Origin of the sequence: Bradyrhizobium yuanmingense, from assembly GCF_025200905.1 — a bacterium.
GTDB classification, from domain to species: Bacteria; Pseudomonadota; Alphaproteobacteria; order Rhizobiales; family Xanthobacteraceae; genus Bradyrhizobium; species Bradyrhizobium yuanmingense.
Genome location: NZ_CP104173.1, coordinates 7,800,960 through 7,820,577, shown reverse-complemented (window position 1 = coordinate 7,820,577; position 19,618 = coordinate 7,800,960). Strand labels below are relative to the sequence as shown.

Annotated in this window: 14 protein-coding genes; 8 read left to right on the top strand and 6 right to left on the bottom strand. The window is 65.8% G+C overall.

All coding sequences use genetic code 11. The annotated features are described in order from the left end of the window. Positions 1 to 49: 49 nt before the first annotated feature. The 3 genes from N2605_RS36240 (at position 50) to N2605_RS36230 (ending at position 5,835) form a co-directional block, all read left to right on the top strand. A complete protein-coding gene (locus N2605_RS36240; protein ID WP_036030615.1) occupies positions 50 to 2,110 on the top strand; it encodes an AsmA family protein in 2,061 nt (686 codons plus the stop codon). Positions 2,111 to 2,302: 192 nt separating this feature from the next. Continuing rightward, on the top strand, positions 2,303 to 4,750 hold the full coding sequence (locus tag N2605_RS36235; RefSeq protein ID WP_260345462.1) for an adenylate/guanylate cyclase domain-containing protein: 2,448 nt from the start codon (positions 2,303 to 2,305) through the stop codon (positions 4,748 to 4,750). A gap of 218 nt (positions 4,751 to 4,968) precedes the next feature. Further along, entirely contained in the window at positions 4,969 to 5,835 is an 867-nt protein-coding gene (locus N2605_RS36230) for a hypothetical protein (protein WP_036015956.1), read from the top strand. Between the two features lie 143 nt (positions 5,836 to 5,978). Here the strand turns inward: N2605_RS36230 and N2605_RS36225 are convergent, their stop codons facing one another. From N2605_RS36225 to N2605_RS36215, 3 genes are all read right to left on the bottom strand, one after another. Next, on the bottom strand, positions 5,979 to 6,215 hold the full coding sequence (locus N2605_RS36225) for an AbrB/MazE/SpoVT family DNA-binding domain-containing protein (protein WP_036015962.1): 237 nt from the start codon (positions 6,213 to 6,215) through the stop codon (positions 5,979 to 5,981). Positions 6,216 to 6,289: 74 nt separating this feature from the next. Continuing rightward, positions 6,290 to 7,618 (bottom strand): Spy/CpxP family protein refolding chaperone, encoded by a 1,329-nt coding sequence (locus N2605_RS36220; protein WP_260345460.1) that lies wholly within the window; start codon positions 7,616 to 7,618, stop codon positions 6,290 to 6,292. Positions 7,619 to 7,842: 224 nt separating this feature from the next. Then, the gene (locus N2605_RS36215; protein WP_260345458.1) at positions 7,843 to 8,904 is read right to left on the bottom strand and encodes a LysM peptidoglycan-binding domain-containing protein; all 1,062 of its coding nucleotides are present in this window, start codon (positions 8,902 to 8,904) and stop codon (positions 7,843 to 7,845) included. A gap of 180 nt (positions 8,905 to 9,084) precedes the next feature. On the opposite strand from N2605_RS36215, the gene N2605_RS36210 reads away from it, so the two are divergent. The 3 genes from N2605_RS36210 (at position 9,085) to N2605_RS36200 (ending at position 16,357) form a co-directional block, all read left to right on the top strand. Continuing rightward, positions 9,085 to 9,777 (top strand): TolB-like translocation protein, encoded by a 693-nt coding sequence (locus tag N2605_RS36210; RefSeq protein ID WP_260345457.1) that lies wholly within the window; start codon positions 9,085 to 9,087, stop codon positions 9,775 to 9,777. Positions 9,778 to 9,915: 138 nt separating this feature from the next. Next, complete coding sequence (locus N2605_RS36205; RefSeq protein WP_260345455.1) at positions 9,916 to 12,579, top strand: bifunctional diguanylate cyclase/phosphodiesterase; 2,664 nt, start codon at positions 9,916 to 9,918, stop codon at positions 12,577 to 12,579. Positions 12,580 to 12,892: 313 nt separating this feature from the next. Next, positions 12,893 to 16,357, top strand: a complete 3,465-nt coding sequence (locus tag N2605_RS36200; protein ID WP_260345453.1) for an ATP-binding protein — start codon at positions 12,893 to 12,895, stop codon at positions 16,355 to 16,357. On the opposite strand, the gene N2605_RS36195 is transcribed toward N2605_RS36200, so the two are convergent. Continuing rightward, a complete protein-coding gene (locus N2605_RS36195; protein WP_260345451.1) occupies positions 16,332 to 18,512 on the bottom strand; it encodes a PAS domain-containing sensor histidine kinase in 2,181 nt (726 codons plus the stop codon). The two genes, N2605_RS36200 and N2605_RS36195, sit on opposite strands and share 26 nt — an antisense overlap. Before the next feature lie 97 nt (positions 18,513 to 18,609). On the opposite strand from N2605_RS36195, the gene N2605_RS36190 reads away from it, so the two are divergent. Beyond that, positions 18,610 to 18,786, top strand: coding sequence for a hypothetical protein (locus N2605_RS36190; RefSeq protein ID WP_225114568.1), 177 nt, complete (start codon positions 18,610 to 18,612; stop codon positions 18,784 to 18,786). A gap of 31 nt (positions 18,787 to 18,817) precedes the next feature. On the opposite strand, the gene N2605_RS36185 is transcribed toward N2605_RS36190, so the two are convergent. Together N2605_RS36185 and N2605_RS36180 are read right to left on the bottom strand one after the other, a co-directional pair. Beyond that, the gene (locus N2605_RS36185; RefSeq protein WP_260345449.1) at positions 18,818 to 18,940 is read right to left on the bottom strand and encodes a hypothetical protein; all 123 of its coding nucleotides are present in this window, start codon (positions 18,938 to 18,940) and stop codon (positions 18,818 to 18,820) included. Positions 18,941 to 19,039: 99 nt separating this feature from the next. Then, the gene (locus tag N2605_RS36180; protein ID WP_225184207.1) at positions 19,040 to 19,216 is read right to left on the bottom strand and encodes a hypothetical protein; all 177 of its coding nucleotides are present in this window, start codon (positions 19,214 to 19,216) and stop codon (positions 19,040 to 19,042) included. 148 nt (positions 19,217 to 19,364) lie between these two features. On the opposite strand from N2605_RS36180, the gene N2605_RS36175 reads away from it, so the two are divergent. After that, positions 19,365 to 19,496, top strand: coding sequence for a hypothetical protein (locus tag N2605_RS36175; protein ID WP_260345447.1), 132 nt, complete (start codon positions 19,365 to 19,367; stop codon positions 19,494 to 19,496). The last annotated feature ends 122 nt before the right edge of the window (positions 19,497 to 19,618 follow it).

Sequence of the window (19,618 nt, the reverse complement as noted above, 5' to 3'; positions counted from 1 at the left end):
GGGTGATCGGCCGGGTTCGGCGCGGATTGTCCGTCGCTGGAAAGTCGACATGAGAGCATTGAAATTCGTCGGCGGGGCTTTGGCCGCCGTCATCGTCGTGATCGCACTTCTGCTCGTGGTCGGGATCCCCTCGGGCTTCCTGACCTCGACGATCGCCTCGCGCCTCGAGAGTGCGACCGGCTATCGGCTGTCGATCGACGGCACCACCAAGATCAGCCTATGGCCGACGCTGAACGTCACGCTGAACGACCTCACGCTGGCCGACCCCAAGGACCGCAGCGGCATCACGCGCCTGACGATCGATCGCGTGCAGGCCGACATGTCGCTCGCGAGCGTGTGGTCCGGCAGGCCCGAGATCAGCGAGCTCGTCGTCACCCGTCCCGTGCTCTACCAGCCGCTGCTCCGCGAACGCCTGCCGAATGCAGCCGCGCCTGCGAAGCCGCTCGCGCTCGACACCAAAGGCGCCACCATCGACCGCATCAAGGTCACCGACGGCGAAGTGGCATTCTCGCGCCTGCGCGACCGTGTCGAGGGCCGCATCAGCGCCATCAACGCCGACGCGACCCTGGACCGCGACCGCAAGGTCAATATCACCGGCACCGCGCGCGTCGGCGATCACCCGACCAAGTTCGACATCAAGGCGGCCTCGCCGGCCGAACGGCCGGCGTTTCATGTGGATTTCGCCATCGATATGCCCAGCGTGCTGAAGTCCCAGCTCACCGGCCAGGCCGAGATGCGGCTGAGCGGCAATGTCGTGATGATCAACGGCGTGAACGGCAGGCTCGGCGATGGCGCCTTCAATGGCTGGGCTTCCGTCGACATCGCGAGCAAGCCGCTGGTCAAGGTCGATCTCGACTTCCAGCGGCTCGCCATGCCGCTGGCGAAATCGCCGGAAAGCGTGTCCGGGCAGCCCTGGAGCAACGCGCCGATCGACGTGGCCGGGCTCAACTATGTCGATGCGCAAGTGCGGATCTCCGCCAACGAGGCCGTGATCGGCGATGCGCGCATTGCGCCGCTGGCGCTCGACGCCAAGCTCGCCGGCGGCGTGCTGAAGGCCGGCACGGCCAATCTCGGCGCCTATGGCGGCCAGGTCTCGGGCGAGGTGATCCTGGACGCGACGACCGGCGCGCCGAGCTTTGCCATGCATTCCGACCTCGTCGGCGTGCGCGCGCTGCCGCTGCTCCAGGGCCTTGCCGAGTTCGATCGCATCGACGGCAAGCTGCAGGCCAAGCTCGCCCTGCGCAGCGCCGGCAACAGCCAGCGCGCGCTGATGGCGAACATGCAAGGGACGGCCTTCGTCAATTTCCAGGACGGCGCGATCCGCGGCATCAATGTCGCGCAGATGATCCGCTCGCTGACGACGAGCACGCTCTCCGGCTGGCAAGGAAACCAGAATGGAAACCAGAACGGAAACCAGGACCCGAGCCAGGAGCAGAGCACGGATCTGTCGCAGCTCTCGGCCTCCTTCCGCATCGACAAGGGTCAGGCGGTGACGACCGATCTCAACCTGATCGGGCCGCTGGTGCGCGTCACCGGCGCCGGCACCATCGCGCTCGACACCAAGATGATGGGCTTTCGCGTCGAGCCGAAGCTCGTGATGACGACCGAAGGCCAGGGCCGCACCTCCGAGCCGGTCGGCTTCGGCATTCCCGTGATGATCCAGGGCTCCTGGTCGCAGCCGCGGATCTATCCCGACATGGCCGGCATGCTGGACAATCCCGACGCCGCCTATGCCAAGCTGCGCGAGATGGGCAAGGGCCTGTTCGGCCCCGACGGCGCCGGGCTCGGCAACATCCTGGGCAGCCTCGGCCTTGGTGGCACCGTCGCGCCGGGCGGCAATGCCAATCCGCAAGGCCAGCAACCGGGGCAGAACAATCTGCTTGGCGGCCCGCTCGGGGAGGCGATCGGCAATCTGATCCAGCAGGGTCTCTCCAGCGGCGCGGGGAGCGGCACTGGCACCGGCACCGGGCGCAACCGCAGCCTGCCGGCAACGCCCTCGACGCCGGCGCCGCAGGCCTCCCCTGCGGCCCCCGCCCTGGAGGATCCGCCGGCCGCGCAGCAGGACAGTCAGCCAATGAACGACGTGCTGCGGCAGCTCTTCAACCGCTAAGCTCCCTCCTTCGAACGGATCGGGCTGCGACCATCGCCGCCCGTCCACCTGCCCAGGAGGCCACAGGGGGTAACCACACCGGCCGGTCCCCGGCCGCGCGACGGCCCTTCGGTCCAAATTGTGGTAGAACGGCTTGGAAGGGCCTGTACGGCCCATAGCGCGCAGCGTCAGTGGCGGCGCGAGAGGATCGGGATGGCAGGAGCGAACGACAAGACACGATCTCTGCGCGAGGGCCTGTTCGCCAAATACGTCGTCTCTCTCGTCGGCCTCGTCGTGTTCGTCCTTGCCGTCAACGGGGCGATGGAGACCTGGATCTCCTACCGCGCGACGCGGACACAGCTGACCGACGGCCTGGAGGACAAGGCGCAGGCGGCCGCCCGGCGCATCGAGCAGGCGATTTCCGAGCTCGACCGCCAGATCAGCTGGGTGACGCGCGCGAGCCAGGACACGCTGGAGAAGCGCCGCGCCGACTATGCCTCTCTGCTGCACCAGGTCTCGGTCGTCAACCAGCTGTTCCAGCTCAACGGCGACGGCCGCGAGGTGCTGCGCGTCTCCAGGCAATCGACCACGACCGGCGGCAATGCCGACCTCTCCCGCGACGTGCGCTTCACCGACGCCGTCGCCCGCGGCGTCACCTACGCGCCGGCCTGGTTCGCCGACCAGACGCCGTTGATGTCGATCTCGGTGGCGCATTCCGGCTTCAATGCCGGCGTCACCGTGGCCGAGATCGACCTCGGTTTCCTCTCCGACTTCCTGTCCGACGCGCAAGTAGGCAAGGCCGCCTTCGCCTATGTCGTCGATCCGCGCGGCCGGGTGCTGGCGACGTCATCGAAAGGGCCCGAGATCGGCAAGGACCTCTCCAAACTGCCGCAGGTGGCGGCCGCGATCGCGCCCGGCCACGAAGCCGAGACGTCGGGCACCGACTTCAACGGCCATGCGGTGATGAGCGCCGCGAGCATCGTGCCGAAGCTCGGCTGGAGCGTGCTGTTCGAGCAGCCGACCACGCAGGCCCTGATGCCGATCCGCGACCAGCTGGTGCGCATCGCGCTTCTGATCGGCATGGGCCTGATGGTCGCGATCCTCGCCGGCACGCTGCTCGCCCGCCGCATGATCATCCCGATCACGGCGCTGCGCGACGGTGCGCATAAGCTCGGCGAAGGCGATTTCAGCCACCGCATCGACGTGCACACCTCCGACGAGCTGGAAGACCTCGCCGGGCAGTTCAACCGCATGGCCGACCAGATCCAGGAGACCTATTCGAACCTGGAGAGCAAGGTCGAGGAGCGCACCCGCGATCTCGCGCAGTCGATCCACGAGCTCAAGGTGCTGGAGGAGGTCGGCCGCGCGGTGGCCTCCTCGCTCGATCTCAACGCGGTGCTTGCAACCATCGCCGCCCGCGCCATCGAGATCACCCGTGCCGACGCGGTGCTGATCTACGGCTTCGACGCCGAAGCGCGCCGCTTCAACCTGGTCGAGGCCAACGGCATCGACAAATCCGCCGAGGGCGCGCATGTCACCATCGCGCAAGGCGGCAACATCCTGAGCGATGCCGCCGACAGCGGCGCGCCGATCGCGCTGGCCGAGCTTGGCGATGCCGCCGAGCAGCCGCTGCGCGAGGCCGCGCTCGCGGCCGGCTTCAACTCGGTGCTGGTGGTGCCGCTGATCGACCAGCAGGGCACGCTGGGCTCGCTCGTGGTGCTGCGCCGCGCCACCGGGGCGTTCGCGCCCAGCATCATCGGCCTGATGCGCACCTTCGCCAACCAGGCCGTGCTGGCGATGCGCAATGCGCAGCTGTTTACCGAGGTCGACCACAAGAGCCACGCGCTGGAGGCGGCGAACACGACCGTGCGCGCGCAAGCCGACAAGCTCCGCGAGCAGACCGAGCAGCTCAAGGACTGGAACAAGTCGCTGGAGGAGCGAGTCAGGACCCAGCTCGGCGAGATCGAGCGCATCCGCAAGCTCGAGCGTTTCCTGGCGCCGCAGGTGGCGCAGCTGATCGCCTCCTCCGACAGCCCCGAGGGGTTGCTCACCAGCCAACGCCGCGAGGTCACGGTGGTGTTCTGCGACCTGCGCGGCTTCACCGCGTTCACGGAAGCGACCGAGCCGGAAGAGGCGATGAACGTGCTGCGCGAATATCACGCCGCGCTCGGCCAGCTGATCTTCAAGTACGAGGGCACGCTCGACAAATATGCCGGCGACGGCGTGATGATCCTGTTCAACGCGCCGATCCAGTTCGAGGACCACACCAAGCGCGCTGTGAAGATGGCGGTGGAGATGCGCGACACGATCGGCCCCCTGACCGAGCGCTGGCGCAACCGCGGTCATAGCCTCGGCTTCGGCATCGGCGTCGCGCTCGGCTATGCCACGCTCGGCCAGGTCGGCTTCGAGCAGCGGCTGGAATATGCCGCGATCGGCAGCGTCACCAACCTCGCCTCCCGCCTCTGCAGCGAAGCCAAGCCCAACCAGATCGTGGTCAGCCGCCGCGTCTACGGCATGGTCGAGCCTTTCGTCGAAGCCCGCGCCCTCGACGATCTCCATCTCAAGGGCTTCAATCACCCCGTGCTGGCGATGGAGATCCTGAGCTGGCGCGAGGAGGTGGAGAACGTGGTGGATGCGGCGGCGGTGCGGCGAAGGGGGTAGCCGCAAACAAAACTGCGAAAACAACCCCATGCACAGTAGGCAGGGGCTTTGGGATCAATGACTTACGGCAGGCCTCGGCCGCGTGCCGCGCAATTTGACACGTCGGGCAAAACACCGACAGATTGGCAGCATCCCAGCCCCCTCTCACGAACCACATCCCTCCTCCCCGCGACCAACCCTCGCCTCAACGGCGAGGCTGATTTCGTGGGAGACACCCCGTGACGCTTGCCCTGCCTTCGCGTGCCTATGATTTGCAGATGCTGGACCGGCCCGCGGATCGCGCGCGTGATCAGGGCTGGGTGTTTGGGCTGCCGCCGGGCATTGCATCCGAGCAATGGCCGCTCGATCCCGTCACCGGCTATCCCTTGATGCACGGCTTCACGCTAAAGCTGCCGGAGGATTACCGGGTGCATGGCGCGGACATCGTCGCGTTGTCGTTCTTCGCCACGGCGCCCGATCACAATGACGGCGGCGCGCCCGACGATCCCGAGATTCGCGAGGCGGTGCTGGCGCGGCCGTCGCATCCGCGCCTGTCGCGCATGACCGACATTCTCGACTACGCCTATGCCGCGCTGCTCTTGACGAAGGCCGAATATGACGGCGCGTTCGCCGCGCCGCCGGCGCCGCTTGCGCTGGCAACGGTGGAGCGGCCGCGCTGGCTCGATGTCGGCGGTGCCAGCGCCTTCTTCGAGGCCGCACCTAGCTACGCCAAGAAGATGTTTGCAGCCCCGCCGCGTGCCGATCTCAGCGAGACGCGCGCGATCGCGCTGTCGCCGCGCGCTGATGATCCCAACGCCGGCAAGGGCCCGCAGGATGAGCACGTGCGCGAAAATCCGCCGACCGGCTATCAGCCATATTACTACTATGTCGGCGGCAAGCCGGGCCGCGACAATTTCCGCCTGCACGACTGGGCCAAGGATCACGCCCACAACCACCTAGGCGGCACCATGCGGCCCTGCCAGGCCGTGCCGGAGATGAGCCCGTTCTATATCGAGTTCGAGGAATATTTCGGCGGCTACAATTTCGGCGGCGGCAACGCGCAGCTCGACTTCAAGGACATGAAGTTCGACTGGGCGTGCGGGTGATCATGGAAGCCGCGCAAGGATCCGGACTTTGCGATGATGCGAGCGTTCACGGAGCCATGCCGAGGAACGGATTGACGATGGTGAGCCCGCCGATGCTGCGGCCGTGCTGAAGGTCCCAGAATCACCGCTGTCAAAGAACGCGATCACCGCTCGTTCGCCTCGTCCCGATCGAATTTGTAGCCGGCGGGCAAGGCCGCCCAATTGCGCGCCTCCATGTTCTCGATCGCACGCCGACGCTGCTCCGCCTTGGTCTCGATTTCGATCGCGCCTTTGCGAGTGGCCACGATATCGATTTCGTCGCCCTCCTTGAGGCCGAGTTCATCAACTAGCGCTTTGGGCAGGCGCACTGCGAGGCTGTTGCCCCATTTGGAAACCAGCACCAGCACCCTCCGTGATGTGCATCCCTATCTGCATATCATAGGGAGATATGATGGCATTCCAAGCTGGCGTCCCCTCACGCCCCTCGCTTTGGCCCGATCGCCTCGAATCCGGCCTTTTGCTCGTCGCTGAGATCGGCCTGGAAATCGTCGAGCGCGTCGGCGATGGCGCCGACGGCTTGCAGCATGGTCTGCAGCCGCGTCTTCACGGCGGCGAGGCGGGCCTGCGGGGTTGCGGCCGGCTCGGTCGGGCAGGCGCTGAGCGTCTGCATGGTGCGGAGCGTGGTGTCCTGCAGCACCTCGAAGCGGGCGCGGGCGACCTCGTCGAGTTGGAGCGTGGTGGCGATGTCGGCGGCGGGCCATTGCTGCTGGAGCAGCTGCTCGTATTGGCGCTGGGCGTTCTCGTCGGAAACAGGATCGTAGTCCGCCTGGCAGGCCTTGGCCGCCTGCGCGTCCTTGGAAGCGTTCTTATCAGCGTTCTTGCTCGCGTTCTTGATATCGTTCTTGTCAGCGTTTTTGGACTGGTAGGACGCCAGCGCGGCGCGACGCTCATTGGCTAAGGCGTTGAGCCGGGCTTTCTGGTCGTCATTGAGCAGGCCGACGAATTTCGACAGCGGCACTTCCATGGTGTCGATGGCCTTGATCATGGCCTCGACACGCTCGCGCATCAGGCCGAGGCGCTCCGCCGCATTCCCTGGCGTTTGCGCCGGGCAGGCGGTGCGGATGGTGTCGCGCGCGGCATTCCAGGCGGATGAGAGCTCGTCGAGCGCGGTGCGCTGAGCTTCGTTCGGTGCAACGGCGCTCGCGATGCGCTCGACCGGCAGGCCGCCGGTGTCGCTGGCCTCGCACAGCGTCTCCGCGGTCGGGACCTTTCGCGCGCGACGGCCTTGCGGCACGGTGTAGGCGGCAAGCTCGGTGGCGGCATAGGGCGTGAACAGCGCGGCATAGATATCGCCGTAGCCGTAGAGCGAGAGGCTGGTGGTGTCGCCGAAGACGATCGCATTGGTGAGATCGTCATGGGCGAACGGCCAGAACACCGGGCCGACCCAGCCATAGCTGCCATCGGGATGACGCCACCAGCCCTGCGGGCGGCGGCCGCCTTGCCAGCCCGCCAGCGCAGCCTGCGCCGTGAGGGCCGCACGCATCACGTAAGGGTTCGACAGCTGGCTGCGGTCGGCCCCGCGCGGGTCCTGCGACCTCAGCGCCGCGGAGCGGTAGCGGCCGCCGCGCACCGCCATGCGGGAATGGCGCAGGCGCGACAGGCCGATCACGTGGCCGACGGCGAAGCGCGCAACCCCGACCGGACCGCCGCGCAAGCCGAACTGCGCCTCGGCTCTGTCAGGCAGCAGCACTGCTGCAACCACCAGGATCGCGCCAGCCAGCGCCAATCCCATGCGTCCCGGCATGATCGTTGACCTGACGACCAATTTGGCCAGGTCTTGTTTGGCCAGGTCTTGTTTGGCCAGGTCTTGTTTGGCCACGTCTTGTTTGGCCACGACTTGTACGGCCACGTCTTGGCCCTCCCACCCGCGCCAAGTGCGCAATGCGTCGCATCACGAAGACGCGCGAGGGAACCGAATGTTCCAGAGAGACACAGGACAATGCGTCGCAACGCGCCGGCCGTGCCGTGTCACTCCGCCTTTTGCGGCATCACGAAGGTCTGGCCGGGATAGATCAAGTTGGGATTCTGGATCTTGTCGCGGTTAGCGTTGAAGATCACGGCGTAGCGGGAACCGTCGCCGTAAGCGAGCCGGCTGAGCGCCCACAGGCTATCGCCGCGGGCGATGATCCGGCTGCCGCCGGCCTCGGCCGGCGCGGCGGTGAGCGCCTCCGCCGGCGAGGCCGATGCAACCACGGTGGCCCTCGGCGCCTGCGCGAAGGCCTTGGGTTTCGGCGCGCCGATCAGTTTCGGCCGGGCCGCTTGCTTCTCAGGCACCGACGCCAGCCGCGGCGAGGCCGACGGCAGCGCGGCGACGACATCCGATTTGTCGTCGGGCTTCTCGGCCGGCTTGGCCTCCTGCTTCGCAACCGGCGGCATGCGCACGGGCGGCGGCGCCGCCGCGGCGATTGTGACCGGCATGGTCCGGCCGGATTCGGTGACCGTGCCGTCCGGCGCCCTGGCGCGGAGCGTCAGGTCATATGAGCCGGCCGGCAGCTGCGGCGGGGTCATCACGAATTGGCCCGAGGCGTCGGCGACCACGCTGTCGAGCGGCTTGCCGTCGCGCAGCAGCTCGACCCGCGCACCCGGCGTGGCGCGGCCGGCAATCACCGCCGCCTCGCCGTGATCGTCGATGCGGGCGACGTCGAAACGGGGGCCGGCATCTGCAGCCGGCGCCGGCGGCTTGACCGGCACGAGGTCACCGAGCGCGGCCACCTGCTTCTGGGTCTCGGCCAGCGCGCCCGCCTTCGGCTCGGGTGCAGGCGGCGCGCTGTCGACGAGCTTCGGCTGTTCCGGCTTCAGCTCTGGCTTGGATTCAGGCTTGAACTCCACCTTGGGCTCGACCTTGGCTTCAAGCTTGGGCTCGACCTTGGCTCCGACCTGGGGTTCGACCTTGGCCTCCGGCTTGGCGGCGACGGTGACCTTCGTCCCATCAGGCAGCAGGCGGCGCAGCTCGGTCGGGCCGATCACCAGCGCGGTGCCGACCAGCGCGAGCAGACAGAAGGCAATGAAGGCCTTGGAGGCGGTGATCATTTGAAAAGGACCTTGGGTGGCAAATCAGCCGAGGCCGGCAAGGTGCGCCGATTTGGCTGCCGCAGCAAGACTGTCGATAGGATTATGCTTCCGTCCAGGCGCGCGGGATGAACCGGCGCGACCACGCGGGTGTCCAAGTATCAAGGCCGCCTGGCGGCATTCTTCAAGGGAATTCCTCCCGTGACCGTATTCTCCCGTGCCGCGGGATCCCTAGCGGTTGCTCTGACGCTGGCCGCTGCACCCGCTTTGGCCGCCTCCGGCCCGCCGCCCGGCTTCACGCTTTCCGACGATGCCGATCTCGCCTTCACCTCGCCCGACGGCGCCACCAGGCTCGAGCAGTATATGAAGGAGGACGAGGATTTCGACATCAAGTGGCAGGTCTGGGCGCGACGCGGCGGGGAGATGCGCGAGTTGAAGCCCGAGCAAGGCTATCCGGCCGGCTTCCGTTTCACGGCCGACTCGCAATGGCTGGTGCGGATGCAGAAGACCGGCTCGGGCGAGCAGGACCTCTTCCTCTATCATTTCGAGAACGGCAGCTTCGTCAACGCGACCAAGACGTCGCTCGGCGATCTGGCCTGGGCCTACTTCCGCAGCCGGCCCGACACCAAGAGCATGAAGCTCGACTATCACATCACGGCGAATCTGGTGAAGGGCACCGAAGATGCGTATCGCTGGCTCGGCGTCGACTGGACCAACAACCGCTATCTCCTGATCTCGCTGTCGGGCGAGACGGACAAGCATCCGAAGAACGTCGCGGTGAAGGGCCTTGCGGATTGGAAATGCCGCTATGATCTCGAGACCGGCAAATTCGATGTGCCGAAGATGTTCGCCAAGGGCAACGCGGAAGCCTTGAAGTGGAAAATCAGGCGCTGAAGGTCCTGCGGTCTCGCCGCGGTCTCCTGTACGATGGAACCAACCCTCTGATTCCATTCCGATTCATATTTTCCTAACCGTCAATGGTAACGGGGTCTTGTCGGTTTTGCTGCATCTTGCATCCCACGGGAGGGCTGGATGGGCGCATCGATCCGATGGACCGCGCGAACGCGCGCGTTGCTCCGCCGTTGGCGCGGAGCGCCGCTGACGTGGCTGATCGCCGGCGGCTTCGTGCTGATGCTTGCGACCGCCATCGGCACCGCGCTCACGGTCGACCGTTTCCGGCAGAATGCCATCGAGAGCGGTCGCGACAGCCTTGAAAACGCCGTCCGCATGCTCGCCCGGCATTTCGACCGGCAGTTCGAGGACTTTGCGGTGCTGCAGAAGAGCATCATCGCCGAGCTCGAGAGCCACGGCATCCAGTCCGCCGAAATCTTCCGCAGCGAGATGGGCACGCTCGCCGTGCATGAGGTGCTGCGCGCGAAAGCCAGCGGCTGGTCCGACGTCGCCGGCGCCAATGTGTTCGATTCCGGGGGCGTGCTGATCAACTCGTCGCGGCAATGGCCGGTCGCCGATATCTCGATCGCCGATCGCGGCTATTTCAACCGTCTCAAGGACGATCCGGCCGCACAGGAGGAGGTGGAGGTCGTGCCCGGCCGGTTCGGCAACGGACCGGCGATCGTGTTCGCGCGGCGCATCTCCGGCCCGCATGGCGAATTCCTCGGGCTGGTCTCGCGCGCGATCACGCCCGAGCAGCTCGAATCCTTCTTCGCCTCGACCGGGCTCGGCGAGGATTCCTCGATCGCGATGCACCACCAGAACGGCCAGCTGCTCGCCCGCATTCCACACGTCGAAGCGATGATCGGGCAGAACTTCCGCACCGGCACGCCGGAGCAAATGGCGGTGTTCGAGCGCACCTTCGTCACCACCCAGCTCGCAAGCCCGATCGACGGCAAGGACCGCATCGTCGCCTCGCGCCTGCTCACCGGCGAGCCGCTGGTCGTGGTCGCGACCAAGTCGCTCGATGCGACGCTGGCGACCTGGCGCACGCAGACGAAATTCTTCGTCACCATTGCCGCGCTGTCGATCGGCCTGTTGGTGCTCACGCTGTTTCTGATCTTCCGCCAGGTGACGCACCGCCTGTCGCTCGAGAAGCAGCGGCTCGACATCGCGATGAACACGATGACGCAGGGCCTGTTGATGTTCGATCAGGACGAGCGGCTGATCGTCTGCAACCGCCGCTACATCGAGATGTATGGGCTCTCGGTCGCCGTGGTGAAGCCCGGCGTCCACTTCCGCGACGTGATCCGGCACCGCCGGGACACCGGCTCGTTCGAGGGCGACATCGATGCCTATTGCGACGACATCCTGAGCAATGTCGGCCGCACCAAGAGCGCGATCGTCGAAACCGCCGACGGCCGCCTGATCGAGATCAAGAACCAGCCGGCCGCTGCCGGCGGCTGGCTCGCCACCCATGACGACGTCACCGAGCGTATCCGCGCCGACGAGCGCATCGCCCATCTGGCGCATTACGACGCCCTCACCGACCTGCCCAACCGCGTGCTGCTGCGCGGACATCTGGAACGCCGCGTCGCCGAGCTCGCGCAAGGCAAGCCGTTCGCGATCCTCTATATCGACGTCGACGAGTTCAAGGGTGTCAACGATTCGCTCGGACACGAGGTCGGCGACGAACTGCTGCGCCAGGTGGCGAACCGCCTGCGCGCCTGCGTCAGCGGCAACGACATGGTCGCGCGGCTGGGCGGCGACGAATTCGCCATCGTCAAGGCCGGCACCTCCGATCCGGCCGAGCTGACGGCACTGGCGGAAACCATCCTCAAGGCGTTGCGCGCACCGGTGGATTGCAGGGGGCACGAGGTTCCGACCGATGCCAGCATCGGCATCGCCGTCGCGCCCGATCACGGCGACAATCTCGACGATCTGCTCAAGCGCGCCGATCTGGCGATGTATGCGGCGAAGTCGGAAGGCCGCCGCACCTTCCGCCTGTTCGTGCCCGAATACGACGCCAAGGCGCGGCAGCGCCGCCAGCTCGAGCTCGATCTGCGCCAGGCGCTCGCACGCGGCGAGTTCGAGGTGCACTACCAGCCGCTGGTCGACCTCACCGCCAATGTCGTCACCGGCTGCGAGGCCTTGCTGCGCTGGCGCCATCCCGAGCGCGGCATGGTTTCGCCGGCGGAGTTCATCCCGGTCGCCGAAGACACCGGCCTGATCGGCGAGATCGGCGAATGGGTGCTGAAGCAGGCCTGCGTCGAGGCTGCCTCGTGGCCGGGCCGGATTCACATCGCGGTCAACGTGTCGCCGGTCCAGTTCCGCTCGCGCACGCTGGCGCTCAAGGTCGCCGCCGCCCTCGCGGAGTCCGGGCTCGCGCCGGGCCGGCTCGAGCTCGAGATCACCGAGACGGTGCTGATCCGCGACGACGAGGAGGCGCTGGCGATCCTGCAGCAGCTGCGCGAGCTCGGCGTGCGCATCGCGCTCGACGATTTCGGCACCGGCTATTCCTCGCTCAGCTATCTGCACCGCTTCCCGTTCGACAAGATCAAGATCGACCGCAGCTTCATCAGCGACATCGGTCAGTCCGAGGACTCCTCGCCGATCGTGCAGGCCGTGGTGCGCATGGCCGCCGCGCGCCATATGGCGACCACCGCCGAAGGCGTCGAGACCGAAGCGCAAGCCGAGGTGCTGCGCCAGCTCGGCTGCAGCCAGATGCAGGGCTGGCTGTTCAGCCCGGCGGTACCGGCGGCGAAGCTGAAGCAGCTGCTGGCGGCGCAGGCGGTCGCGGCCTAGCCGGCGACGCCACGTCTGGCCCGGATGTCCGCTGCCAGGAAAGCGGCGCCGCTGAGTGTTTGGTTCGAGGTCGTGCGGCGATTTGACAATCAGCGACCGACAGCTATCAATTCATTGAATTCTGCGCACCTGGCTCGTCGAAATGGTGAGCCGCCGATCCGCCTCATTTTCGGGACGCGGGCAAGAAACGCTCCAAATGCCGATGATTTGCCTCCATTGGCCGCCGCAACGAAGAGTCGCATCGAGTCCCATCCAAGCGCAAACCACAGGCATTTCCGAGCCGCTCGGCGCAATTTGAACCAGGGATTTCCGCATGCCGAATGATGAGTCGAGGACGGGGACGGAGCGTCTGAGACACTGGCTTGAAAGCGTTGGGCTCAGCCAATACACGGACCTCTTCGTCCGCCATCGCATCGATCTCGACATCCTGCCCCACCTGACCGAACCGGATCTGGCACAGATTGGACTGCCGCTCGGAGACCGCAAGCGGCTTCAGCGTGCAACGGCGTCCCTTTCCGGAATGGCCGCGCCAGCCGCGGGCCACACATTGCCCGCTACGGCAATCGTTGCGGAACGTCGCCAGCTCACCACGATGTTCTGCGACATGGTCGATTCCACCGCGCTCTCCGCACAGTTCGATCCCGAGGACGTGCGTGACATGATCGCGAGCTTTCGCGAAACCTGCGTGGGTGTGGTCAAACACTATGAAGGATTTGCCGCCCGCTTCGTCGGCGACGGCATCCTGGTCTATTTCGGCTACCCGAAGGCGCATGAGGACGATGCCGAGCGAGCGGTGCGGGCTGGTCTCGAGATCGTGCGGACATTGTCGACCGCGCCTGCGATCGAGCCGCTGGGTGCACTCAGCCATGCGCCCGCCGTCCGGATCGGCATCGCGACGGGACTGGTGGTCGTGGGCGACTTGGTCGGCCAGGGGACCGAGGAGCGCGATTCCGCGGTCGGCGGGACCGTCAATCTGGCGGCGCGATTGCAGGGCCTGGCGCCGCCGAACGGGGTGGTCATCTCGTCGTCGACGCAGTCGCTGTTGAAGGGAAAGTTCGACTATCGCAATCTCGGGGTCCATGCACTCAAGGGCATAGCCGGGAGAACACAGGCGTGGCATGTGGTTCGGCCGTCGCGCGTGGAGACCCGCTTTGCCGCAGCCATCGGCTCCCGGCTGACGCCACTCGTCAATCGCGACGACGAGATCACGGTTCTGCTCGGCCGCTGGGAGCAGGCCAAGGCGGGCGACGGCCAGGTCGTGGTGCTGTTCGGGGAGCCGGGCATTGGCAAGTCGCGCATCGTCCAGGAAATCTTCGTGCGGATTGCGGGGGATCGGCACGGGCATGTCTCGTTCCAGTGTTCGCCCTACTACAGCTCGACGGCGTTCCATCCCTTCATCGAGCAGCTCAAATTTTCCCTGGGCCTCGACCGCGACGATGCTTCGGCCTCGTCTCTGTCGAGTCTCGAGCGGACCGTTGCGGCCGCGCACGGCGACATCGAGCGGATGACGCCGCTCTTTGCGGCGCTGCTGTCGATCCCGACCGGAGGTCGCTATCCTCGGCTCGATCTGTCGCCGCAGCAGCAAAAGGACGCCATCGTCTCCGCCCTCATCAATCATCTCCTGGGCCTCGCGCACGATCAGCCGCTGGTGATCGCCTTCGAGGACGCCCATTGGATCGATCCGACATCCCGGGAGGTCATCGATCTGCTGGTGGAGCGGGTCCAGTACACGCCCATTCTCGTCGTCATCACCTGCCGTTCCGAATTCAAGCCGAGCTGGAGCGCTCACTCTCACATCACGACGCTGGTGCTGAACAGGCTGAGCCGGCAGCAGCGGACAACCTTGGTCGAGCGGGTTGCCGGCAGCCGCAAAATGCCGAAGGAGGTCGTCGAGGACATCATCGTCAAGACCGACGGCGTGCCGCTGTTCGTCGAGGAGCTGACCAAAGCCGTTCTCGAAAGCGACCTTCTGACCGAGGAACGCGGAAACTATGTGCTCTCCGGTTCGTGGCGACCGCTGGCAATCCCGGCGACGCTGATGGATTCGCTGATGGCGCGTCTGGATCGGCTGGGCCCGTTCAAAAGGGTCGCACAGATCGGAGCCACCATCGGCCGGCAGTTCTCCTACGAGATGCTGAACGCTGTCGCCTCCGTACCAGCCGACCAGATCGAGGCGGCGCTCGATCGCCTGGAGGAGGCAGGGCTGATCGTCCGGCTGGGCCATCCGCCGGATGCGCTCTACTCGTTCAAGCACGTGATGATCCAGGATGCAGCGCATGCGAGCCTGTTGCGCAGCGAGAGGAGACGGCTCCACGCGCGGATCGCGTCGGTGCTGGCTCAGAACTATCCGGAAAAGACCGAGCGCGAGCCGGAGCTGCTCGCCTATCATCTGACCGAATCCGATCAAAGCCAGCCGGCTGCAGCTTCCTGGATCAAGGCCGGCAGGCACGCCGCAAGGTTGGGAGCCTATTTGGAAGCGATCGGCCACCTGCGCCGTGGCCTAGCGGTCGTCCTCGGCAGTCCCGAGATGCCCGACCGCGATGAAATGGAGCTGGAGCTTCGCATTGCGCTGGGTAACGCGCTGATCGCTGCCAAAGGTTACGGCACACAGGAGGTGGAAGACAATTTTGCCCGAGGCCTCGAGCTCGGACGGCAGCTCGATGATGAAGACAAGGTGCTAGCGGCGATAAGAGGCCTTTGGATGCACCACTTCATTCGGGCTGACCTGACCAAGGCGCACGGTCTGAGTGCCGCACTCCTGAAATTCGCCAAACGGGAACGTCCGAGCGAGTTGCTGTCGAAGCAGACCCTGTACCTGGTGGAGGCCCACAGGTCGATCGCGGCCACCATGCTTTACCGCGGGCGGTTTCTGGCGGCGCAACATCATCTTCGTCGCTCCATCGAACTCGATGATCCGGTTCTGCATCGCGGTTCGGCGGAAAGGCTCCTCAATCCAGGCGTCATGTCGATGTCGTACCTCGGATACCTGCTATGGTTCCTGGGGCAGCCCGACACCGCGCGGCAGCACAGCGAGCAGGCGATTTCCGATGCCGAGCAAATGCGCCATCCTTTTACGCTGGCATTCGCGCAAGTGTTTGGCGCGTACCTTTGTCAGCATCTGCGCGACGTCACGGGCACCAGAGATTATGCCAGCCGCGCGATGACCATTTCATCGCAACACGGCTTTCTGCATTGGAAGCAACAGGCCACCATTCTGCATGGATGGGCGCTGACCGAGCTCGGGGACATGGATGCAGGTCTGAGCGAAATGCGCACGGGCGTCGAGGGTTATGAGGCGCAGAATTCCTGGCTCGCCAGTTGCTGGTTCAGATGCCTCCTCGCGCAAGGCTATGCGAGGGCCGGTCTGTCGGAAGCGGCCTTGCGCGCGCTCGATGGTGCCTTGACGGTCGCGAAGAGGACGGGCGATCACTTCTATCTGGCGGAGATCTACCGCCTGCAAGGGGAGTTCATCCGGGCCCATGCCGGACCAGCGGCCGACTCCGAGGAATTGTTCGTGCAGTCGCTGGAAGTCGCGCGCGGACAAAATGCCCGCTCGTGGGAGCTGCGGACAGCCGTCAGCCTGGCCCGCCTCTGGCGAGATTCCGACAAGCTTGAGCAGGCGGTGGACCTGCTTGTGCCTGTTGTCGGCAGGCTCCGTGAAGGGCTCGTCACGCCGGACGTGAAAGAAGCCATCGCGCTCGCAAGCGAGCTCGATATGCTGTCATCCAGAGATCAGCCATGGATCGCGCGAATCAATTCGATCCGACAGTGCCCGTGACCGGCATCGACATGCGACATCGCACGCCGCCCGGTTCGAAGGCGAGATCGAACTCGCCGCCGAGGTCCGCCTCGACACAGCGCTCCATCAGCCGCGTGCCGAAGCCGCGGCGCATGGGCGGCGTGACTTTCGGGCCGCCGGATTCCACCCATTCATAATCGAGAATGGTGCCGTGCCCGGCATTCCGCAGGCTCCATCGCATCAAGAGCGTCCCATCCGGCGCCGACAAGGCACCGTACTTCGTCGCGTTGGTCAGGAGCTCGTTGAGAACCATCGTAAAGCTGAGCGCCGAGCGCGCATTGAGCGCGACGGGTGGACCTTCCATCCTGATCCGGCCATCCTCCGCAACAGCCGCCGTGATGTCCTCGACGAGCCGCTGGAGCGGAGCGTCCTGCCACTTGCGCTCGGTCAAGAGATCATGCGCACGAGAGAGCGCCAGCAACCGGCCCTCGAAGGTTCGATTGAAGTCGTCCAGACTGCTGGTATGGCGCGCGGTCTGGCCGGCGAGCGATTGCACCATCGCCAGGGTATTCTTGACGCGATGATTGAGCTCATCAATCAGGAGGGTTTGCGCCATTTCCGCGCGCTTGCGTTCGGTGATGTCGACCAGCATGTTGACTGCACCGATCAGCCTGCCCCCCGAATCGAATAGCGGCGTCGGATAGGGAATGAACGGCACGCGCGTGCCGTCCGGTCGCTCCGCGACAGCCTCCACTCCACGCACGGGCCGACCCTCCCGGAGCGCGATCGCCATCGGACATTGGTCGTGCGGCAGAGGCGTGCCGTCGGGCCAATAGAGCTTCCAGGTCACGCACCATTCGTCGCCGGGCAGCGGCGTGCGCCCGGCCATCTCGACGGCGGTCTTGTTGTAGAAGGTGATGCGGCCGTTTGCGTCGGTGGTGTAGAGTGCGGCGGGCAGCGCCTCGAGCAGATCGCGCATATGCTGCTCGCTCTCGCGAATCCGATCCTGCAATCGCTTGGCTTCCGTGACGTCGTGACTGACGCGAACGCCGTAGCGGAAGCGTCCCGCGCTGTCCGTGACCGAAGAGCTGAAGATCTCGAGATAACGCACGCTGCCGTCGGGGCGCAGGGCGCGCTTGCGGCAGGTGTAGCTTGGAATCTCGCCACGGACCTGTTGCTCATAGAGGGCAAGATCCGCGGCGCAATCTTCGGGATGAGTATAGTCGGAAAAGCTCATCCCCAGCAGCTCCTCACGGGATCTCCCGGTGATCTCGCTCAGATAATCGTTGACCCGGAGCAGCCGCCCATGTTCATCGGCCTCGGCGATGCCGACCTTGGCCGCTTGGTAGGTTGCAGCGAGGCGAGTCTCGCTCGCCTCGCGCGCCAGCTCGGCCACGCGCAGCCCGGTGACGTCAGTTGTAAAGCAGCGCGTGCTGACGAACTTGCCGTCCTCGACACGACTGTTGGAGGTGATCAGTACGTGCTTGATCGAGCCGTCCTTCGCGCGCAGGCGGGCAGGATAACGGTCCAGCCTTTCGCCGCAGGACAGTCGGTGGAGAATGTCGCCGATGACGGGGGCGTCCGCGTGAAATTCGGCCACATGGTGACCGATATACTCTTCGGCGCTGTAGCCCAGCAGATCGAGCTCGGCCTGATTGGCCCTGCGAATGATGCCGTCGCCACCCACGATATGGAGCCCGACCGCACTGTTCTCGAAGAAGTCCTCGAGATCCTTGGTCTTTGCACGAACCTCTTCCTCGATCTTCTTGCGATCTGAAACGTCCTGAAAGCAGTTGATTGCGCCCTGGATGCGCCCGGCGTGATCGCGCAGGGGACGGATGTTGACGAGCGCTGTGATCCGCGAGCCGTTCGGCCGTTCGATGGTGACCTCCGTGTTGCGCGTGGGAAGACCGAGCCGGACCGCATTGGCCATGGGGCACTCCGAATGCGGAAGCACGGTGCCGTCCATCCTGTAGAGACGATGGGACCCGCAGAACTTCTCGACGGAACCAAGCTCTGGAGTTCTGCCCCACAACTCCGCGGCTTCGCGGTTGTAGGTCACGAGCCCGCCTTCGCTATCGCAGACATAGACCGCGCCCGGAATGGCCTCGAGCGCACCCGGAGCCGCCGCCACCAGGGCCTCGAACTCGGTCAGCTTGCGGGCAGAGAGCGGAAATTCCTCGACATTCGACATACTTAGCCCCGACGTGCCGCAGGCGGGCGCCTACGCAATCAGCTTGAACGCATCGAAGCCCAGAGCGTTCCAAGGCCCGCCAACCGCTGGTTGAGACTTGGCGGCGCCGAGTGCGGTCAAAGCGTCCGCGAGCGGCGCTTCGACAGTCGGGCCTCACCCCTGTTGTGCCGACGCCGACGGCACGGCGCTCGACGACGGACGCACCATGGTCTGGCCCTATTACGTCAACGGCCGCCCCAAGATCCGCTGCTTCATGCCCGGCAGCATGACGTGATCCGGAACGGGCTCGGCAAGGTAAGAGAAGCTCACATCGATTGTCGGGCCGCCCGCACTTCGGCGAATTCGGCGTCGGGGTGGCTGACGATGGTGGCGACCATGATGCCGCTGATGATCAGCGACCAGGCGGTGTTCCAACAGATCCAAAACACGAGCCAGCCTCCCTTTTCCCTCTCTCACGCCCCGAGCTAACGGCAGAGCGATGCCGCCGTTCCCGGCGCGGGGCCTGCCGCGAGGGCGGCGGCAAGGAACTATTTTGGTTTGGTCGGCGGCGCCGCCCGATCGGTTTGGCCGGTGTGGCGCTTTGCCACGACATCCGCATCGCGCTCGCCCTCGCGCGGGCGCGGCGGAAGCTTGGGCTGGCCGGCTTGGCCGCCATGCTTGCCGCCCATGTCGGGCTTGCCTTCGAGATCGTTTGCGCGGGACATGTCGGTTCAATGCGTTCGCAGCGCATTGGTTCGCGACAGCATCGGCCGTTTTCGCCCTGTGAACGGCCTCATAGAACCGCCGCTCTTTGCAGTGCAGGATCGCTGACGCGGCCCTTGGCCTCGCGGCTTGCACCGATGGATTGGCCTGATGCGAAAACGACTCATCCTCTGGACCCTCATGACCTCCGCCCTGGTCGCGATCACCGTGTGGACTATGCTCGGGCCGCCGGACCAGCCGTCCGGGTTGCGTCTGCCCTCCCGAACCGCAGCGGCGCGCTGACCCGGCATCCCGCGACCGATGCGATTTCGGCATCGATCGATCCCCATTGGATTTTGGTGCGGCGTCGCTCCGCCCGCTATGCTCGCGGCAAAAACGATAATACCGCGAGCCAGCTTTCAGGA